The 18,300-nt window shown below is 57.9% G+C and carries 14 protein-coding genes and 1 pseudogene; 1 reads left to right on the top strand and 14 read right to left on the bottom strand.

The features are described from left to right. Window positions 1-42: 42 nt before the first annotated feature. The 6 genes and pseudogenes from HKK52_RS05000 to HKK52_RS04980 all read right to left on the bottom strand — a co-directional run bounded on the left by HKK52_RS05000 (window position 43) and on the right by HKK52_RS04980 (window position 7,066). Entirely contained in the window at window positions 43-909 is an 867-nt protein-coding gene (locus HKK52_RS05000) for a hypothetical protein (RefSeq protein WP_169369816.1), read from the bottom strand. Window positions 910-980: 71 nt separating this feature from the next. Further along, a complete protein-coding gene (locus tag HKK52_RS04995; RefSeq protein ID WP_169369815.1) occupies window positions 981-3,110 on the bottom strand; it encodes a lipase family protein in 2,130 nt (709 codons plus the stop codon). Between the two features lie 11 nt (window positions 3,111-3,121). After that, window positions 3,122-3,916 carry a hypothetical protein gene (locus tag HKK52_RS04990; protein ID WP_169369814.1) on the bottom strand — a complete coding sequence of 265 codons (795 nt, stop codon included), beginning with the start codon at window positions 3,914-3,916 and terminating at the stop codon, window positions 3,122-3,124. Between the two features lies 1 nt (window position 3,917). Beyond that, window positions 3,918-4,109, bottom strand: a pseudogene (locus tag HKK52_RS32525) (hypothetical protein); the annotation flags it as partial. A gap of 36 nt (window positions 4,110-4,145) precedes the next feature. Continuing rightward, entirely contained in the window at window positions 4,146-4,997 is an 852-nt protein-coding gene (locus tag HKK52_RS04985) for a DUF4123 domain-containing protein (RefSeq protein ID WP_169369813.1), read from the bottom strand. After that, on the bottom strand, window positions 4,994-7,066 hold the full coding sequence (locus HKK52_RS04980) for a type VI secretion system Vgr family protein (RefSeq protein ID WP_169369812.1): 2,073 nt from the start codon (window positions 7,064-7,066) through the stop codon (window positions 4,994-4,996). Before HKK52_RS04980 ends, HKK52_RS04985 begins: the two co-directional genes overlap by 4 nt. A 350-nt stretch (window positions 7,067-7,416) precedes the next feature. Between HKK52_RS04980 and HKK52_RS04975 the strand changes: the two genes are divergently transcribed. Then, window positions 7,417-8,718, top strand: a complete 1,302-nt coding sequence (locus HKK52_RS04975) for an OprD family porin (RefSeq protein WP_169369811.1) — start codon at window positions 7,417-7,419, stop codon at window positions 8,716-8,718. A gap of 87 nt (window positions 8,719-8,805) precedes the next feature. On the opposite strand, the gene HKK52_RS04970 is transcribed toward HKK52_RS04975, so the two are convergent. The 8 genes from HKK52_RS04970 to HKK52_RS04935 form a co-directional block, all read right to left on the bottom strand. Then, on the bottom strand, window positions 8,806-9,426 hold the full coding sequence (locus HKK52_RS04970; protein WP_169369810.1) for a transglycosylase SLT domain-containing protein: 621 nt from the start codon (window positions 9,424-9,426) through the stop codon (window positions 8,806-8,808). A 198-nt stretch (window positions 9,427-9,624) separates the two neighbouring features. After that, window positions 9,625-10,563 (bottom strand): carbohydrate kinase family protein, encoded by a 939-nt coding sequence (locus tag HKK52_RS04965; protein WP_169369809.1) that lies wholly within the window; start codon window positions 10,561-10,563, stop codon window positions 9,625-9,627. 15 nt (window positions 10,564-10,578) lie between these two features. Further along, entirely contained in the window at window positions 10,579-12,075 is a 1,497-nt protein-coding gene (xylB, locus tag HKK52_RS04960) for a xylulokinase (RefSeq protein ID WP_169369808.1), read from the bottom strand. Window positions 12,076-12,201: 126 nt separating this feature from the next. After that, window positions 12,202-13,677: a mannitol dehydrogenase family protein gene (locus HKK52_RS04955; protein ID WP_169369807.1), complete on the bottom strand. Its 1,476-nt coding sequence runs from the start codon at window positions 13,675-13,677 to the stop codon at window positions 12,202-12,204. Window positions 13,678-13,689: 12 nt separating this feature from the next. Continuing rightward, window positions 13,690-14,793, bottom strand: coding sequence for an ABC transporter ATP-binding protein (locus HKK52_RS04950; RefSeq protein WP_169369806.1), 1,104 nt, complete (start codon window positions 14,791-14,793; stop codon window positions 13,690-13,692). 31 nt (window positions 14,794-14,824) lie between these two features. After that, on the bottom strand, window positions 14,825-15,655 hold the full coding sequence (locus tag HKK52_RS04945) for a carbohydrate ABC transporter permease (RefSeq protein WP_169369805.1): 831 nt from the start codon (window positions 15,653-15,655) through the stop codon (window positions 14,825-14,827). A 10-nt stretch (window positions 15,656-15,665) separates the two neighbouring features. Next, window positions 15,666-16,565: a carbohydrate ABC transporter permease gene (locus tag HKK52_RS04940; RefSeq protein ID WP_237150793.1), complete on the bottom strand. Its 900-nt coding sequence runs from the start codon at window positions 16,563-16,565 to the stop codon at window positions 15,666-15,668. A 205-nt stretch (window positions 16,566-16,770) separates the two neighbouring features. Further along, window positions 16,771-18,081: an ABC transporter substrate-binding protein gene (locus HKK52_RS04935; protein WP_169369803.1), complete on the bottom strand. Its 1,311-nt coding sequence runs from the start codon at window positions 18,079-18,081 to the stop codon at window positions 16,771-16,773. Window positions 18,082-18,300 lie beyond the last annotated feature (219 nt).

The following is an 18,300-nucleotide window of genomic DNA, read 5'->3' as shown; positions in this document are numbered from 1 at the left end:
TCAATCCTGCAATAGATTGCTTCTTGCGGTTGTATGAGTGCCTTAATCGGTACAGCCAGGATAAATAGTACATGTACGCCCATTCATCCTGAAGGTCCTGAAGTCCTTCGTATTCCCTCGACAGAAGCCGTAGGGGTCTTCAATACCTTTGCCCAAGCAGGGTTTCCAGCCGTTCGGGAACTTTTGCCATTTGGCGTCGGATGCCGGAGTTTCATCGGGTGACTGACGCAATTCAAGATGAACGACTTTCCCGGCTAGATCGCTACGATTTAAGGCGCCGCCGGGTTTGCCTCGTTCGTAACGATCTTCTGATACGTTCCACCTTTCGTCTACTGCATCGCAGGACAGGATTTTGGATATGCCATCTTTTTGGATTCTTGCGACACTTAGTTGAAACATCCACGTGCAAATGCCGCGAAATCTCGGTTCTTCAGTTGGTTCTGGTCTGCGTTGATCGTCAATATTTCGGATAGATATTCCGCCACCGTCGCCACCTATATCGAGAGAACTGGGACCATATCGTCCTTCAAGTTCGGTGTTGACCCGCATCAAGTCCATGGTGCATCCAGCAATATGGAACTCAAGAGGTATCTCGAAGCGAACTGTTTGCTCAATGGTCTTTGCGTCGGTCCTATCTGTTTTTTGCTGATGCCTTGTGACCTCGCCACCCAAAGCAGATACGTAGACACTGCATGTTTGTCCGGCCCGAGGAAAATACTGTGCTTTGGAGCTGAAACCGAAGTTCGGTGGAATACTCGTGACAAGCGTGAAGTGTTCACTGCTGTAATAACTGGTTGCATCCGCGGCAGAATCCTTGGCAATCTGCCCCGCCAAACTGCAGGCGCCCATCAGCGGAAGCGCAAGAAAAAATGCAGATTTGATGCAGTATGGAAAAAAATCGTTACTCATTAGATGCTCACTGCAACGGTTAAACGAGCCAGCCCTCTGAGGACACTGACTCGTTTATGGGGCGTTGAAAACTACGCTGTCCTCATTTGGCTGCTGCCCGCTTGAGGAATCATGGCGAGTTGGACTTCGACTTTGTTTTCTTTTTTCGCCATCCAGCGTTCCACATTGAGTTCATGTTCCGGCGCCTGTGTGGCCGAGCCGTATATTTGCTCTGGCCCCACTTTGAGGAAGCTCAGGGCATGGATTCGTCCGCGGGCTGTATCCAGACGTCCTATTTCCGCTCTCAATACATTCGCTTCTTGCTGATATTGCCGACGATCAGATGAGAAGGTGGAATTAAGCTCGACCTCTTTCGACTTCAAGCGATCCTGCATTTCTTGTAGTTGGAGGTAAACCTGATCGTATTCAGTTTTGGTAACCACCGTGGTTCCTCTTTCCTGAGTTTGCTGCCAGCGACGCAATGTTGCCCAGGCATAGGGAATATAGGAGGGCACCATAAAGTGATCGCCCATCTGGAACATTTGAAGCACAAATGCATCGCGGTCGGGCATGTCCCCGAATTTTTTTATTGCCTTGGTGCAAGCCGCTTCTTCGATGGACTCACAACCCGGATCCCAGAGCACAGCGGATTGCTCACTTCCTTTAAAGTGGACAGGCATGAAGTGATGCAACTTTCCGTGGTGTTCATAGGCCGCGCCACCGGTTCTTGAGAGACCAATGGCGAAAATCAGTGCGCCTAACGGAGCGGTAACAAAACTGAGGACTAAGCCGGGGACCCAGATACTTTTACGAGTGTTCATCCATGGCGCAGGAACACTTGGGATCGGGTCGTTGTTGTTGACCATGCGGTGGTGGGCAAGTGTTTCGGCGCCCGCTACGAAATCGGCGTCTCCTGCTCGCGGGGAACCGTAGGTGTAAAGCAGTATGTCGTACCCATTTGGACTGCGCCGTAATGCCTCTGCGAGCAACGTTGCGATTGCCCCGCCCAGACTATGCCCACAAATAATGATCTTTTGCCCCATGTGGAACTGATCGAGATAAACCTGAACAAACTTACTAATTGCCTTATAGGCTTTGTAGAAGCCCTGGTGCGCTTTACCTATTCCTTCTTCAAATGGAACTTGTTCCGCATCGGTGTCTCGTACAAAGTCCATGGGTTCTTGGGTTCCGCGGACAGAAATCAGAACGACTTCGTCCTGATGAGTGATAAATGCCTGAGTTTCAGTGCCGTCTTTTGCTTTACCATCATCAAAAAAATGCCATTTGGCGGGGTGTTCCTGTTCTTCGCCTAGTTCCGGTTTGTTTTTTTCATAGAGTGTCGGATCGAACGGCAGGATTTCGAAGCGTTTCGAGTACGGCACGTCCTCATAAAGAGGGTAGTAAGGAGTTGTTTGAGTCGGGTTGATTTTCCAAACTTCATTGAAGCTGGCGAGTGCATTTCCAAAATAGTAGCCGACGCTCGGTTCGAGAGGAAATCTAACAGTGTCGGTTGGCTGATTGGTTGGTGCTTGACCAAAACCGCAATAGCTATGACTGGCAAACAAAGAAAGCTGATACAAATTCAAGGCGCTGAATTCATTATCTTTTGAAAGCATAGGGCGAAAAGCACGTAGGGGCCGAACTTCAAGAACAGTATGTTTGTTGGGCAGCAAACTGATTCCGTAGAGTTCTGACTCTTCTGGTCCGAATCCTAAGTCACCCATAACTTTAAGCAAACTGAAGTTCGGCGGCGATTTTCGCGGAGAGCCTGGAGGTAAGTGCGCGAAATTTTTTACTAGATCTCTCACTTCTACGTGAAAGAACTGATCTGCTTTTTCCCTTGCCGGGTTTTTTTCTACTCGTAAACCATCTTTGCGAACAAAACGGCTTTTTTCCGCTCTTACCTGAAGCTCGGTTATAGGAAGCGGATAACTTTTTCGTTGTGAAAGGGCACTGTATAAATCCTCAGGTCCGGTGTAAGGGGCGTCGATTTGTAGTACTACAGACCCTTGATAACTATTGAGGATTTTTGCCGTCCCATTAGCGTCCAACGTCCCAGAGTACGTTTGATTCGCATCACCCTGAAGGATATAGGAGAGCCCCGCATAAGGTTGGCCATCGCCGGACTCATCTACTACTTGAAAACTGATCCAGTCACCCCGCAATGGACAAGCTTGTGATTTGTCACTTAAGAGTGGTTCGCAAGGCGCCTTTGGCTCCATAAAAAATATCCTTATTCAGTACAGTTGGGGTAGATGGTGCACTCACGTCCATCGGGCATTTTAAAGGGCTTGAAGTCTGTAGTGTTGCCCCGACAAAACGCGTAAGGGTCATCGAGGCTCTTGCCCATGCACCGCTTCCAGCCTTCGGGAAATTTAACCCACGTATCTCCCATATAGGGTTGTTCTTCCTTAGCAACTGAGAACACAACTTTTATTGTCTTTCCTGCGAGTTGAGCGCGTTGCAACGGACCTTCCGCAACGGTGCCATTTGCTTGTTCCGGAGTTGCTGCAGACTTACATTTCAGGATTTTAGCGATGTAACGATTGGTTCCTACTGTACGGAACAACCATTCGCATTGTTTATAACGTATTGTGGGTGAAGGAGGCGTTAGCGTTTCTGCGTTTCCATCTTCAAACGAAATTCCTGTGAAATCCCGACCTAGATTGAGTCGGGCTGCTCCGTACTTTGCGTCGACTTCATATCCAAAGCTTTTCAGTACTAAAGGGCAACCTCCTTCATTACTTGTCAGGGGGACTTCGAAGTGTGCTGTCTGCGCCTCATCATTAAGCTCCTGCTCAAAAAACTGTTTGCCAGGATAGTTTTTTCCACTGCGAGGAGGGACCGTACAGTTCTCTCCCATGCGAGGCACGTAAGAGGCTTCGCCTTTAATACCGAACCCAGGTGGCAGCTCTGTGATCAGCGTGAAGCTATCCTGTTGTGCGACGGCGCATCCTGTAGCTCCAATCGTTCCTAAACCGATGGCCACTACTCGAACAAGTCCAGTGAAAAAGTCTCGAGAAAACATTTTATTGTCCTTGTTCGGTGCAGTTGGGATAGACGTCGCAATCACGTCCATCCGGCATTTTGAAGGGCTTGAAGTCGGTCGTATTTCCATTACAAAACGCAAAAGCGTCTTCGAGGCTTTCCCCCATACATCGCTTCCAACCTGCGGGAAACTTCACCCAGTTATCGCCAACGGCCGGTCTTTCATCGCTGGAATCAGCAGATGTTTAGCTGCGCCTGGCGTCTTAACTTCACTCACGCTCCGACTTACCCAAACTCGCATCAAAAACCCGCTGGGTCCGCTCAAAATGCTGCTCTGGCGTTTCACTTGGCAATGGCTGCCAGGCCACGTCGTCCGCGCATTTGGGGTCAAGTCTCAAGCTGAGCATGAATTCGCGTTGTTCCGGGGTGTTCCATTTCCAGGTGTCGAGCAGGTCCAGCTGTTCTTCCAGCCATTCGCGAACGTTGCGGGTTTCGGAGAGTTTGGCGGCGGCTTCGACGTGGTGCACGAGCAGCCAGCGCTTTACGTTTTCGCGCAGGATGGCGCGGCCGCGTTCCGGTGAGTTGGGGATGCGCAGCCATGGCGCCGGGTTGGGTACCGGGTACAGGCCGGGGCGGGAGTTATCGGCGGTTTTCCATTGCTCCTCGTCCCAATACAGCACGCTGCTGATCGGACCTAACAACAACGGCCGCTCGGTTTCGCTCAGGTTGGCGAGGCAGCGCGCAATCACGCGGTTGTCCTGGAAGCGGAACAGAGAGCGCTCACCATCTTCGTTGATGATCATCCGCGCGCGCCAGTGTTGGGTCAGGCCATCGAGGTCGGATTGTTCCATGCTCCCGATCCAGCCCCAGTTGCGCTGTGGGTCGTCCAGCAGTTGGCGGAAGGCATCGGCGCTGGAGTTGGGCAGTTCGGCCAGCCATGGGCTGATGGGGGCGAATTCAACGTACTGGGTGCCGCGATAGAGCTGCACCGAGCGCTGCATCAGGCCGGCGCTGTACAGTGGGGTGACCGGGTTGGGTTCGGCGAGGCTGTCGAGGGCCAGGATCAACACACGATTGAGCCGGGCTTGTTCGTCCAGCCAATGATTGAGTACGTCGCTCATGCTGTCGCCCCCAGGTCGCACTTGCCTTCGCGGCAGGCTTCGCAAATCGGGCAGCGGATATCGCCAGCCGCGCGGGCGGCTTTGGCCATGGCCATTTGCACGGCGGCCGGGACGAGCGGGGCGCCGGGCTTGTCCCTGGCGGCGGCCCAAGGGATGACAGGGTCGAGAATCTGGATCCCCGTGCCGGAACCCGGCCCACCACCGGAGTTAACCTTCACATTGGCGCCACTAATCGTCACACCCCCCGCATCCACCTTCACAAAGCTCCCGCCAGCCTTCGCCGTCAGCTCCATGCCACCCTCAACCACTACCTTTTCCCCAGCGTTGTAGTGAATCTCCTGCCCAGCCTCGACAAACAACGCCGTCCCCACCTTCACATGCTGGGTCACGCCAACCGTGAGGTGATCATTCGCCCGGGATTCGGTCTTGCGATCCAGGTGGGTGATGCGGTGTTCTTCGACCTTGAATTCGCTGAGAACATTGGCTTCGACCGTGTCGTGGCGCTCGTTGCCGACGCGAATTTTCTGGTCGTGCTCGATGTTTTCATCCCAATCCCGCTGGGCGTGCAGGTAGATCTGTTCTGCACCTTTCTTGTCTTCGATGCGGAATTCGTTGTAGCCCTTGCCGCCCGGTGAGCTGAGGGTCTTGAAGGTGCTGCGGGTTTTGTTGGCCGGCAGGTCGTAGGGGACGACGTTTTCCTTGTGGTACAGGCAGCCGGTGACCAGTGGTTGGTCCGGGTCGCCTTCCATGAACGAGACCAGCACTTCCATGCCGATGCGCGGGATGGCGATGCCGCCGTAGGCGTTGCCGGCCCAGCCGGTGGCGACGCGTAGCCAGCAGGTGGTGTTGTCGTCGGCCTGGCCGTCGCGGTCCCAGTGGAACTGGACTTTGACCCGGCCGTATTGGTCGGTGTGGATTTCTTCGCCCTTGGGGCCGGTGACGATGGCGGTCTGGCTGCCGAGGATTTTGGCTTTCGGGTGTTCGAGGGCCGGGCGGAAGTGCGCGTCCCACGGGGTGGCGAGGAAGCGGTTGCGGTAGCCTTGGTGGAAGTCGTCCTTGTTGTCGGTGACGTCGCTGGTGGTGTTTTCGCCGAGCACTTGCGGTTGTTTGCCTTCGTGGACGACTTCCAGCAGCAGCCAGAGGTCGTTCCATTCGGCGCGCGGGTGTTCGCTCAGGGCCAGGAAGTGGCCGCTGACCAGGGTCGGCTCGTCGCTTTTGCCTTCGGCGAGTTTGTAGTCGCTGCGATGACGCTCAAGGGCGCGGGTCGCCAGTTGCTTGCCGCGTTCGCGGTCGGTGAAGCGGCCGGGGTAGTCGTAGTCTTCGAGGTCCGGGGCGAAGGTGCTTTTGGCGCTGCCTTCAGGGAGGATGCGTGGTTTTTCGAAGTCGTAGTCCCGGCGGCTGACGCGGGTGGTGCGGGTTTCCAGGCGCAGGTTGAAGCGCTTGATCACCGGTTTTTCGGCGGCCATGCCGGAGTCTTGCTGGTAGCTCACGGGCGCGAGTTTGCGGAACACCGTCTGGTCATCGCCGAACACCAGTTTGTGGCCGCTGGCGGAGTGCTGGAAGTGGAAGTGAATGCCTTCTTCTTCGCACAGGCGCTGGATGAAATGCAGGTCGGATTCGTCGTACTGCACGCAGTAGTCGCGTTCGGGGTAGATCGCGCCGAGCTGGAAGCTGTAGGCATCGGCCAGAATGCCGCGCGCTTCGAGGACCTGGGCGATGATCTTCGGCACCGTCAGGTGCTGGAAGATTTGCTGGTCATGGTTGTGCCGCAGGTAGGCAAGTTGCGGCACCAGGCTGACGCTGTAGCGCGTGAGTTTTTTGCCGGAGTCGCCTTGCTCGATGCGGTAGACCTGGCCGTGGATGATGCCTTTGCCGGTGGCGCCGAAGGTCAGGCAGCCGGGCTTGTGCAGCAGCTCTTCGAGTTTGAGGTCGGGGCGGGCGCTGACCAGTTCGATGTCGAAACAGAACGGTTGGTTGAGGGCTTCGCGACCGACGAAACTGAGCACTTGAAGGTCGGTGGAAACACCTTCCAGCGTGAGGGAAATATGGGTTGCGTTCGCGTCCAGCATGCCTTGAATTCCGTCCTTTGAATAAGCTGGGGCGGATGGTGCAGGATTAGCCGGCCCCGTTCAAGGCGCAAATGCCGTGCTCGGGGGTAGGGACATCCCCTATGTGCAGGGTTTAGGTCAATGAATCCGGGGATTTGGACCTACCCGGTTCCAACAGGAGGGGGCTCCAACTGAAGAACTGCCAGTCAGTTTCAGACTAAAGTCGCCTTCAGTACGTAAAAGCCTTGTGCCATCATTGCCGCTCACCCCCGTGTGTTCACTTCACTCTGGCCCGTCACCGGTTCAGGGCGGAAGCTATTTTCTGGCTTATTGCGCCTTGCGCAAACGCTGCACTGTTGGAGCTTTTTTTCATGCGTCCCCCATTTCCTCTCATCACGGCCCGCCAGTCATTCGGCTTCGGCGCTTTAGTCCTGTGCGCCGGTTTTACCGCGCCGGTTCAAGCCAGCGGTTTTATCGACGACACCACGGCGAAAATCGAATCGCGCACGGTGTATTTCAACCGCGACTTCCGTGATGGGCACACCAGCAACGACCAGGGCGCGTCCAAGCGTGAAGAGTCGGCGCAAGGTTTCATTCTCAATCTGCAATCGGGTTACACCGAGGGCACCGTCGGTTTCGGCATTGATGCACTGGGCATGCTCGGGCTCAAACTCGATTCCAGCGCCGACAGCAGCAACAGCGGTTTGCTGCCGTCGTCCGGCGAGAACCCGCGCGGTTCGAAGGACCAGTACGCCAAGCTCGGCTTGACCGCCAAAATGCGGGTATCGCACAGCGTGTTGAAGTACGGCGCGTTGCTGCCGGATCTGCCGCTGCTCAAGTACAACGATGGCCGTCTGCTGCCGACCCTGTTCAACGGCGCGATGCTCACGTCCAAAGAGGTGAAGGACCTGACCTTTATGGCTGCGCGGCTGGACAAGTACACCGCCCGGGATTCGACCGATTCGCAAGACATCCGCGTGCACTGCAAGAACAAGCGTTACGCCTGCAATGTCACCGCTGACCATTTCGACATGTACGGCTTCGACTACAAGATCAACGAACGCCTGACCGCCCAATACCATTACGCGGAACTGGAGGACATCTACCGCCAGCACTTCGTGGGTGTGTTGGCCAACCAGCCACTGGGCGACGGCGTACTGAAAGCAGATCTACGGCTACTGAAAAGTGCCGACAGCGGCGCCGCCCGTGCCGGCTCCATCGACAACCGCGCCCTGAGCGGCATGCTGTCCTATGCGTTGAGTGGCCATACCTTCAGTGCCGGTTGGCAGCGCATGAACGGCGATAACTCGATGCCGTATCTGGATGGCACTAACCCGTACCTGGTCAACTACGTGCAGGTCAACGACTTCGCCGCCGCGCAAGAGCGTTCGTGGCAGTTGCGGTATGACTATGATTTCAAGGCGATTGGTATTAACGGGCTGAGTTTCCTGACCCGCTATGTGAATGGCGATCACATTAAAGTGCTGGGCAGCGATCAGGACGGGAAGGAGTGGGAGCGCGACAGCGAGTTGAAGTACGTGGTGCAGAGCGGGACATTCAAGGACGTGAGTTTGCGGCTGCGCAATGCGACGTACCGGACCAATTACGAGCAGTTTGCCCGGGATGTGGATGAGACGCGGCTGATTGTGAGCTACAACTTTTCGGCTTTGTGACGGTAGGCCTTTGTAGGAGCCGCCGAAGGCTGCGATCTTTTGATCTTAAAAAAGCAAGATCGCAGCCTGCGGCAGATGCCACGGGGTTTAAAGCCAATGCCAGAATCGGCTCCAGAACCCTCGATTCAGATCGTTTTTACACCCGGCGTACTGCTGCGCATACATGTCGGATCGGCCCTGAACCTTGCCGGCCGTGGCCACCAACCACGCTTTACTGGCGTAGGTTTTCTGACGATAGCCACCCCAGCCTTCGTGATAGTTGAGGTACTGCCCGTAGGCGTCGTATTTGTAGACGCCGTTGATGCTGGCGGTCTTGTCCATGTACCAACCGACAAAGTCGATGGCGTCATCGAAATCCTCGCGGTCGGCCCCACCTCTGCCTGTGCTTTTCTGATAGTCGGACCAGACTTCATCTTTGGCCTGGGCGTAGCCTGATGCCGTCGACACACGGCCCCACGGGATGATCCACAGCAGGTATTTGCGCGGCGTCTTGGCGTCGTAACGATAGCCAGACTCTTGATACATGATCGCGAAGGGCACCTGGATCGGCACGCCCCAGCGTTTTTGCGTGACTTGCGCAGCGTCGTACCAGTCGCTCTTTTCCCGGAAGATCTCGCAGATATCGTTGGGGGAGCGGGGTGGCGAGGTGCCGCAACCGGCCAGCACAGTCGTGAGTAACAAAAGTCCAGCGGTCTGCCTTGAGTTCAAAAGCCCGTCTTCCCGTCATGCGTATAAAAAGGGCGATAGTTTACACAGGACGTGGGGTGGCGGTGTTTTGATCGTTCCCACGCTCTGCGTGGGAATGCCTCAACGGACGCTCCGCGTTCGGCGGTTGATGGGACGCGGAGCGTCCCGGGCTGCATTCCCACGCGGAGCGTGGGAGCGATCGAGCGTGGGAGCTATCGGTCAGGTTAACTGCTGGCGATACGGCAAATCCGGCCCGGTCTTGCTGCACGTTAGCGCTGCTGCCTGCACCGCAAACTTCAACATCCCGTCAATCTGCTCCCGACTCAGCCGCTGCACACCGTCCACTGAGTCCAGCTGATGCTCGGTCAACCAGGTAATCAACGCGGCCTGGAAGGTATCGCCAGCCCCGACCGTATCGGCAATCTTCACCGTACTGGCCGGCACCGACCACGAACCATGGGCCCGACTGAACACCGTCGCGCCTTCGCCACCCCGGGTCAGGAACACCAACTGGCAACGATGCTGCAACCAGCCCTCGATCACCCGCTGCGGATCCTGCTCGGGGTACAGCAGGCTCAAGTCTTCATCGCTGACCTTGATCAGGTCGGCCAACTCCACCAGTTCGGCGATCCGCGAACGCCACAGGTCGATGTTCGGCTCCGGATTCAAGCGCACATTCGGATCAAGGCTGATCAGGCGTCTGCCGCTTTCGCGACCGACCAATGCCAGCAGCGTATCGGCAATCGGCTGCACCACCAGCGAGTACGAACCGATGTGCAAACCGCGCACTTCAGGTCCGAGTTCCGGCAGATGCTCCAGGCGCAATTGCCGATCCGCGCACCCTTCACCGCGGAAGCTGTAGTGGGGCGAGCCGTTGGCGCCGACCGCGACCATCGCCAGGGTGGTCGGTGCGGCGAAATCCACCAGGTAATCCGGGCGTATGCCTTCGTCCTGCAGCACTTGCTGCAAGCGGCGACCGAGGTAGTCGGTGGACAACCCGGCAAACAACGCCGAATCCACGCCCAAACGGCGCAGACCCACCGCCACGTTGAACGGCGAACCGCCGGCAATCGCCTTGAAATTCACTTTGGAAGCCAGACCGTTGGCATCGTCTTCGCTGAAGAAATCGAACAGCGCTTCGCCACACACCAGATACATAAAATTGTTCGCTCTTTAAAGGGTTGCGACGTGTTGTTGATAGCGTTCGTAAGCGTACTGGGCCGCCGCTACGTTGTCGGCGACCGGCAGGGTTTCGCTGGCCAGGTCGAGTTTCACGCAGCGCTCGCACAAATCCGCCAGGGTGCTTTCGTGGCCGTTAGACCAGGACTTGCACCACGCCGCTTGAATGGCCGCGCCGAGGGCCGCCGCTTCGCTTTGTTCGGTGCAGATCACCGGAGTGTTCATGATGTCGGCGACGATCTGTCGCCACACCGCGCTTTTCGAACCGCCGCCGATCAAGCAAATGCTGCGGCTTTGTAAGCCATTTTGCCGCAGCAGGTCCAGTCCGTAACGCAAACCGAAGGTTGTGCCTTCGACGGCGGCGCGGCACAGGTTGGCCTGGGTCAGGTTGGTCATGGTCAGGCCGTGCAGGCTGCCGGTGGCGTGGGGCAGGGCGGGGACGCGTTCGCCGTTGAGGAACGGCAACATGCACACGCCGTCCGCACCAATCGGCGCCTGTTCGACCAGATCATTGAAGCGTTCGATATCCAGCTCGAACAACTCGCGAATCACTCCGGTGGCGTTGGTCAGGTTCATGGTGCAGATCAGCGGGAGCCAGCCGCCGCTGGAGGAGCAGAACGTGGCGACCGAGGCGTCCGGGCTGACTTTGGGCTGTTCGGCATAGGCGTAGACCGTGCCGGAGGAGCCGAGGCTCATGGTGATCGCCCCGGGCTTGATGTTGCCGGTGCCGATGGCGCCCATCATGTTGTCGCCGCCGCCGCTGGACACCAGCGCCTGCGGGTTGATGCCCAGGTGTTCGGCGATGCTCGGCAGGATGGTGCCGACCGGCTGATGCGCGTCGATCAGCTCCGGCAGCGCTGCTTGCAGGCGCCCGGTGGGGTCGATGTCGCGCAGCAGTTGCAAATCCCACTGGCGGGTGCGCACGTTGAAATAACCGGTGCCCGAGGCATCGCCGTATTCGCTGCAACTGCGGCCGGTGAGCCAATAGTTGAGGAAGTCGTGGGGCAGCAGGATGCGCGCGATGCGGGCAAAAATCGTCGGGTGTTGTTCTTTGGTCCAGAGCAGTTTGGACACGGTGTAGCCCGGCGCAATGACAATGCCGAGGCGTTCCAGTGAGCCTTTTTCGCCGCCCAGATGCGTCAGCAGACGGTCGTTTTCCGCGGTGGATTCGGTGTCGCACCAGAGCTTGGCCGGGCGCAGGACCTGGCCTTGATCGTCGAGCAGCACCAGTCCGTGTTGCTGGCCGGAGACGCCGATGCCGAGGATGTCCTGACCGTCAACATTCGCGGCGAGCAAGGCGCGGCGGGTGGCGAGGGCGAAGGCGTCCAGCCATTGATTGGTGTCTTGCTCGCGGCGGCCATTGGCGCCGCTGATCATCGTGTGAGCGGCGGCGCCCTGGCCCAGCACCTGACCGCTGACGGCATCGAGGATGATGGCTTTGGTGCCTTGGGTGCCGCAGTCGATGCCGAGGAATAGTTGTTGGTTTGCCATGTCATGACCCTACCGAAGATCGTTCCCACGCTTTGCGTGGGAATGCCTCAATGGACGCTCTGCGTCCGCTTCTGGATGGGACGCGGAGCGTCCCGGGCTGCATTCCCACGCAGAGCGTGGGAACGATCAGGCGGCGAGTATTTTTTCAAGGGTTCGCGTAACCCCTACTTCCCGCAAGCTGTTACAGCACCACTCAAACGCCGCGACAAACTCCGCCGAACGCGGGATCGCTGTACCAAAGATCTCCTCGACCTCCAACAACCGCTGGGTGATCAACACATCATCAGCCACCAGCGCCTGACAGAACGTCGCCCTTGGATCGGGAATCGAGTAGGTATCACCGTTCTCATCCACGCCCTTCAAATACAAGGCCCAGGCCGCCACGACGAGCGCCGCACGCTTGGTCTCCTGGCCGTCAGCGATCAACCGATTTATCGTCGGTACAGTGAATTTCGGAAACTTCGACGAACCGTCCGAACACACCCGCTCCAGTTGATCGGCAATCGCCTGATTGGAAAACCGCGCCACCAGGGTGTTTTTGTATTCCGTCAGGTCAATCCCCGGCACCGAAGCCAGTTGCGGCGTGACATCCAGATCCATATACGCCCGCATGTAACGCACAAACAGCGGATCGTTCATGGTTTCGTGGACGAAGCGATAACCCTTCAAGAACCCCAGGTAAGTCAGGGCCAGGTGACTGCCGTTGAGCAGCTTGATTTTCATTTCTTCGTAAGGCGTGACGTCGTTGGTGAACTGCACGCCGACCTTTTCCCAGGCCGGACGACCGTTGACGAACTTGTCTTCCAGCACCCATTGCACAAACGGTTCGCAGACCACCGGCCAGGCGTCGTCGATCGCGGTTTTGTCGTGCAATTGCAGCTTGTGCTCGGTGCTGGTCATCGGCGTGATGCGATCAACCATGGCGTTCGGGAAGCTGACGTTCTGGTCGATCCAGTCCCGCAGATCGGCATCGCGCAGCGCAGCAAAGGCCAGCAGTGCCTTGCGGGCCACCGCGCCGTTGTGCGGCAGGTTATCGCAGGACATCAAGGTGAACGCGGGCGTACCGGCGGCGCGACGTTTGGCCAACGCGGCGCAGAGAAAACCGAACACGGTTTTCGGTGCGTTCGGGTGCGCCAGGTCGTGCTGGATCAGCGGCAGGTGCGCCATGAACTCGCCGTTGCTGTCGTCGATGCAGTAGCCGCCCTCGGTGATGGTCAGCGAGACGATGCGGATCTCGGGGTTGGCGAGTTTGTCGATCAACGCCTCGGCGCTGTCTTCGGCCAGCAACATCTCGCGAATCGCGCCGATGACCCGGACTTCGGCGTCAGCGTTGTCGCCCAGTTCAAACAAAGTGAACAGAAAATCCTGTTCCTTTAGATCGTCACGGGCGCGACGGTCCTCGGCCCGCAGGCCGACCCCGCAAATCGCCCAGTCCAGGCCTTCACCGGTGTTCATCAGCGCATCGGTGTAATACGCCTGATGCGCCCGGTGGAAACCGCCGACGCCGATGTGGGCGATGCCTTGACGTGTATCGCTCAGGGCGTAGGCGGGCAGTGCCACCTCAGGCGCGAGGCGATTGAGGTTCTGTTTATTCAGTTTCATCGCATAGTCTCGTCAGGCAGCGGCGCGCAGTGGGCGGGTTAACGCCACGCCGTCGGCATCGAATAAATGGCAGTGTTCGGCGTCCAGGTGCAGGCTCAGCGACTCGCCATAACGGCTGGCCAGGTCGCCGCGCACGCGCATGGTCAGCGCTTCGCCGGAGGAGGTCACGACGTGGCAGAAGGTGTCGCTGCCCAGGCGTTCGCTGACGTCGGCGGTCACTTGCAGTGTGCAGTCGCCGGTTTGCGCCAGGTTCAGGTGTTCCGGGCGAATCCCCAAAGTCACCGCGCCACCGACGCTCAGGTTGGCGCCGCTCAATGGCAGGGTGATGCGGGTGCCGGCGTCCAGCAGGACTTCGACGTTCTGGCTTTCGACGCGGGTAACCTTGCCCTTGAGGAAGCCCATCTTCGGCGTGCCGAGGAAACCGGCGACAAACAGGTTGGCCGGCTGGTGATACAGGTCCAGCGGCGAGCCGACTTGTTCAACTTTGCCACCGTTGAGCACCACGACTTTGTCGGCCATGGTCATGGCTTCGACCTGGTCGTGGGTCACGTAAATCATCGTGGCTTTGAGTTCTTTGTGCAGGCGCAACAACTCCAGGCGCATCTGTACGCGCAGGGCGGCATCGAGGTTGGACAGCGGTTCGTCAAAGAGGAAGATTTTCGGGTTACGCACGATGGCGCGACCGATTGCTACCCGCTGGCGCTGGCCACCGGACAGTTGCTTCGGCTTGCGTTCGAGCATCGGCCCGAGTTCGAGGATGCGCGCCGCTTCGCCGACTTTCTTCTCGACTTCGGCCTTTGGTACGCCGGCCAGGTCGAGGGCGAACGACATGTTCTTTTTCACGGTCATGTGGGGGTACAGGGCGTAGGTCTGGAACACCATCGCCAGGTCGCGCTTGGCCGGGCTGACTTCGGTGATGTCGCGGCCATCGAGCTCGATGGTGCCGCCGCTGACTTCTTCCAGGCCGGCGATCAGGCGCAGCAGGGTGGACTTGCCGCAGCCCGACGGACCGACGAACACCACGAATTCTTTGTCGTTCACTTCCAGGTCGATGCCCTTGATGATGGAAAAGCCTTCGAAGCCTTTTTGCAGATTCTTGATTTTCAGGTTGGCCATGATGGCGCTCCTTTATGCGAATTCTTGGGGGCTATTTCACAGCGCCGAACGACAGGCCGCGGACCAGTTGTTTCTGGCTGATCCAGCCGAAGATCAGGATCGGCGCACAGGCCAGGGTCGACACGGCCGACAACTTGGCCCAGAACAGACCTTCGGGGCTTGAGTACGAGGCGATCAACGCGGTCAGCGGTGCGGCTTTGGACGAGGTCAGGTTCAGCGACCAGAACGCTTCGTTCCAGCACAGGATCAGCGACAGCAGCACTGTGGACGCCAAACCGCCCTTGGCAATCGGCAGCAGCACCCGGACCATTTCCTGCCACAGCGTTGCACCATCCAGGCGTGCGGCTTCGAGGATGTCTTTTGGAATGTCCTTGAAGTAGGTGTAAATCATCCAGACCACGATCGGCAGGTTGATCAGCGTGTAGATGATGATCAGGGCGATACGCGTGTCGAGCAGGCCAAAGCTCTTGGCCAGCAGGTAGATCGGCATCAGCACGCCCACCGGCGGCAGCATCTTGGTGGAGAGCATCCACAGCAGCGTGCCTTTGGTGCGTTTGGTTTCGTAGAACGCCATCGAGTAAGCCGCTGGGACCGCAATCAATAGGCAAAGAGCCGTGGCGCTGAAGGAAATCACCACCGAGTTCCAGGCGAAGCTGAAGTAGTCGCTGCGCTCATTAATGTGCAGATAGTTTTCCAGCGTCGGGGTGAAGATGAATTGCGGCGGCGTGGCGAACGCGTCGATTTCGGTTTTGAAACTGGTCAGCACCATCCAGAAGATCGGGAAGAAGATCAGGATCGCGATGGCCCAGGCCAGGGTGCCGAGCAGCAGGCTTTGCAGACGGCGGGATTGTTGAAGAGTCATGGCGCAGGCCTCAGGCTTTGTCTGTCAGGTTTTTGCCGATCATGCGCACCAGCACGATGGCCGCGACGTTGGCAATCACCACCGCGATCAAACCGCCGGCGGACGCCATGCCGACGTCGAACTGCACCAGCGCCTGGTTGTAGATCAGGTAGGCGAGGTTGGTCGACGCATAGCCGGGGCCACCGTTGGTGGTGGTGAAGATTTCGGCAAACACCGAGAGCAGGAAGATCGTTTCAATCATCACCACCACGGCAATCGGCCGCGCCAGGTGCGGCAGGGTCAGGTGCCAGAAGATCGCGACCGGGCCGGCACCGTCGAGGCGCGCGGCTTCTTTCTGTTCCTGGTCCAGCGACTGCATGGCGGTCATCAGGATCAGGATCGCGAAGGGCAGCCATTGCCACGAGACAATGATGATGATCGACAGCAGCGGGTAGTGGGCCAGCCAGTCCACCGGTTGCGCACCGAACAGCTTCCAGACGTAGGCGAGAATCCCCGACACCGGATGGAAAATCAGGTTCTTCCAGATCAGCGCGCCGACGGTGGGCATGATGAAGAACGGCGAGATCAGCATGACCCGGACGATGCCGCGACCGAGAAACTCACTGGCCTCCAGCAGCGCACTGATCAACACGCCGAACACCACGCTGATCAGCAACACGCTGCCCACCAGCAACAACGTGTTGGTGGCGCCGGGCAGGAAGCCCGAGTCGGTGAGGAAGTAGGTGAAGTTCTCCAGCCCCACGAACTCGTTCTCACCGGGGTTGAGCAGGTTGTAGCGGATCACCGAGAAGTAGAGGGTCATGCCCAGCGGTACGATCATCCACAGCAGCAACATGGCGACCGAAGGGCTGACCAGAAACCAGCCGGGGTTGGCCAACCGGCTTTTACGCACCGGTTGGGGAATGTCCATTTGAGCTTTGGCAGTTGAAATATTCATGGCGATAGAACCGATTGGGAACAGGCAGATGAAGATCAACTGTAGGAGCGAGGCTTGTGTGGCGAGGGAGCTTGCTCCCGCTGGGTCGCGAAGCGACCCCAAAAGCTTTGCGACTGCTTCGCAGCCGAGCGGGAGCAAGCTCCCTCGCCACAAAAAGCGCTCCTACAGAGGGCGCGGGTTATTTCGGATAACCGGCGCGCTTCATCTCACGTTCGGTGGTTTGCTGGGCGGCGGCCAGGGCCTGGTCGACCGTGGTCTGGCCGATCAGCGCTGCCGAGAACGACTTGCCGACCTGGGTACCGATGCCCTGGAATTCAGGAATGGTCACCAGCTGAATGCCGATGTAAGGCACAGGCTTGATGCTCGGCTTGCTCGGGTCGGCGACTTTCAGCGACTCGAGGGTCACTTTGGCGAACGGCGCGGCTTTCATGTACGCATCGCTGTAGGTCGAGGCCCGGGTGCCAGGCGGTACGTTGGCAATGCCGTCTTTCTCGGCAACCAGTGCGCCGTACTCCTTGGAAGTGGCCCAGGCGCTGAAGGTTTTCGCTGCGTCCTTGGCCTTGGAACTGGTCGGAATCGCCAGTGCCCAGGAATACAACCACGCCGAGCCCTTGTCAGTGGTTTCGTGCGGCGCATAGGTAAAGCCGACGTGCTCGCTGACCTTGCTTTGGGTCTTGTCGGTCACGAACGAACCGGCGACGCTGGCATCGACCCAGATCGCGCATTTGCCGCTGTTGAACAGCGCCAGGTTTTCGTTGAAACCGTTGCTGGAGGCGCCGGGTGGGCCTGAATCCTTCATGGTCTTGACGTAGAAGTTCAGCGCGTTTTTCCACTCGGGACCATTGAATTCCGGCTGCCACTTCTCATCGAACCAACGCGCGCCAAACGAGTTGGCGACGGTGGTGATCAGCGCCATGTTCTCGCCCCAACCGGCCTTGCCGCGCAGGCAGATGCCGTACTGTTCCTTGTCCTTGTTGGTGAGTTTGCTGGCGAATTCGCTGATCTGGGTCCAGGTCGGATGCTCAGGCATGGTCAGCCCGGCGTCTTTGAACAGGTCGGTGCGGTAATAGGTGATCGAGCTTTCGGCGTAGAACGGCAGGGCATACAGCGAGCCTTTGACCGACAAACCTTCACGCACCGACGGGAACACGTCGTCGAGGGCGTAGCTGGCTGGCAAGTCCTTCATCGGTTCCAGCCAACCTTTGGCCCCCCAAAGTGCGGCTTCGTACATGCCAATGGTCAGCACATCGAACTGTCCGCCCTGGGTTGCAATGTCGGTGGTCAGGCGTTGGCGCAGGACGTTTTCTTCGAGCACCACCCAATTGAGCTTGATGTCCGGATGCTCGGTCTCGAAAGTTTTCGAGAGCTTTTGCATGCGAATCATGTCGCTGTTGTTGACGGTGGCAATGGTCAGGGTCTGGGCGCCAAGGCTGACGCTGCTGAGGGTCATGCAGGTGAGGGCAAGCAGAGCTTTTACAGAAGGTTGCATCGTGCACTCCTTTTCCGCACCCAGGGGTGACAGAAGGACAGTTATTGTTTTTGTGTCTTCCGGATGAGGGAAGAATGTGCACTGATTACAGCCTTCAAATGCGGATGTGACAAATCATCCATCGCACTTGAATCGATACTTTTTTGCACTGGGGTTTGGGGCTGAAAGTACGGGGTAGGGCTTTTCGGGGATTGTCGGCGATGAAATGCGTATCGGTTT

The organism is Pseudomonas sp. ADAK2, from assembly GCF_012935755.1.
Taxonomy (GTDB): domain Bacteria; phylum Pseudomonadota; class Gammaproteobacteria; order Pseudomonadales; family Pseudomonadaceae; genus Aquipseudomonas.
The sequence above is the reverse complement of the archived record's forward strand: the minus strand, read 5'-3'. Positions and strand labels throughout refer to the sequence as shown.

Bases quoted from the DNA above. Each gene is read 5' to 3' on its own strand.
- HKK52_RS04965 (WP_169369809.1), bottom strand. From the start codon at position 10,563: ATGTATCTGGTGTGTGGCGAAGCGCTGTTCGATTTCTTCAGCGAAGAC.
- HKK52_RS04935 (WP_169369803.1), bottom strand. From the start codon at position 18,081: ATGCAACCTTCTGTAAAAGCTCTGCTTGCCCTCACCTGCATGACCCTC.
- HKK52_RS04980 (WP_169369812.1), bottom strand. From the start codon at position 7,066: ATGCTGGACGCGAACGCAACCCATATTTCCCTCACGCTGGAAGGTGTT.
- HKK52_RS04945 (WP_169369805.1), bottom strand. From the start codon at position 15,655: ATGACTCTTCAACAATCCCGCCGTCTGCAAAGCCTGCTGCTCGGCACC.
- HKK52_RS04995 (WP_169369815.1), bottom strand. From the start codon at position 3,110: ATGGAGCCAAAGGCGCCTTGCGAACCACTCTTAAGTGACAAATCACAA.
- HKK52_RS04985 (WP_169369813.1), bottom strand. From the start codon at position 4,997: ATGAGCGACGTACTCAATCATTGGCTGGACGAACAAGCCCGGCTCAAT.
- xylB (WP_169369808.1), bottom strand. From the start codon at position 12,075: ATGGCAAACCAACAACTATTCCTCGGCATCGACTGCGGCACCCAAGGC.
- HKK52_RS04975 (WP_169369811.1), top strand. From the start codon at position 7,417: ATGCGTCCCCCATTTCCTCTCATCACGGCCCGCCAGTCATTCGGCTTC.
- HKK52_RS04990 (WP_169369814.1), bottom strand. From the start codon at position 3,916: ATGTTTTCTCGAGACTTTTTCACTGGACTTGTTCGAGTAGTGGCCATC.
- HKK52_RS04940 (WP_237150793.1), bottom strand. From the start codon at position 16,565: ATGGACATTCCCCAACCGGTGCGTAAAAGCCGGTTGGCCAACCCCGGC.
- HKK52_RS05000 (WP_169369816.1), bottom strand. From the start codon at position 909: ATGAGTAACGATTTTTTTCCATACTGCATCAAATCTGCATTTTTTCTT.
- HKK52_RS04955 (WP_169369807.1), bottom strand. From the start codon at position 13,677: ATGAAACTGAATAAACAGAACCTCAATCGCCTCGCGCCTGAGGTGGCA.
- HKK52_RS04950 (WP_169369806.1), bottom strand. From the start codon at position 14,793: ATGGCCAACCTGAAAATCAAGAATCTGCAAAAAGGCTTCGAAGGCTTT.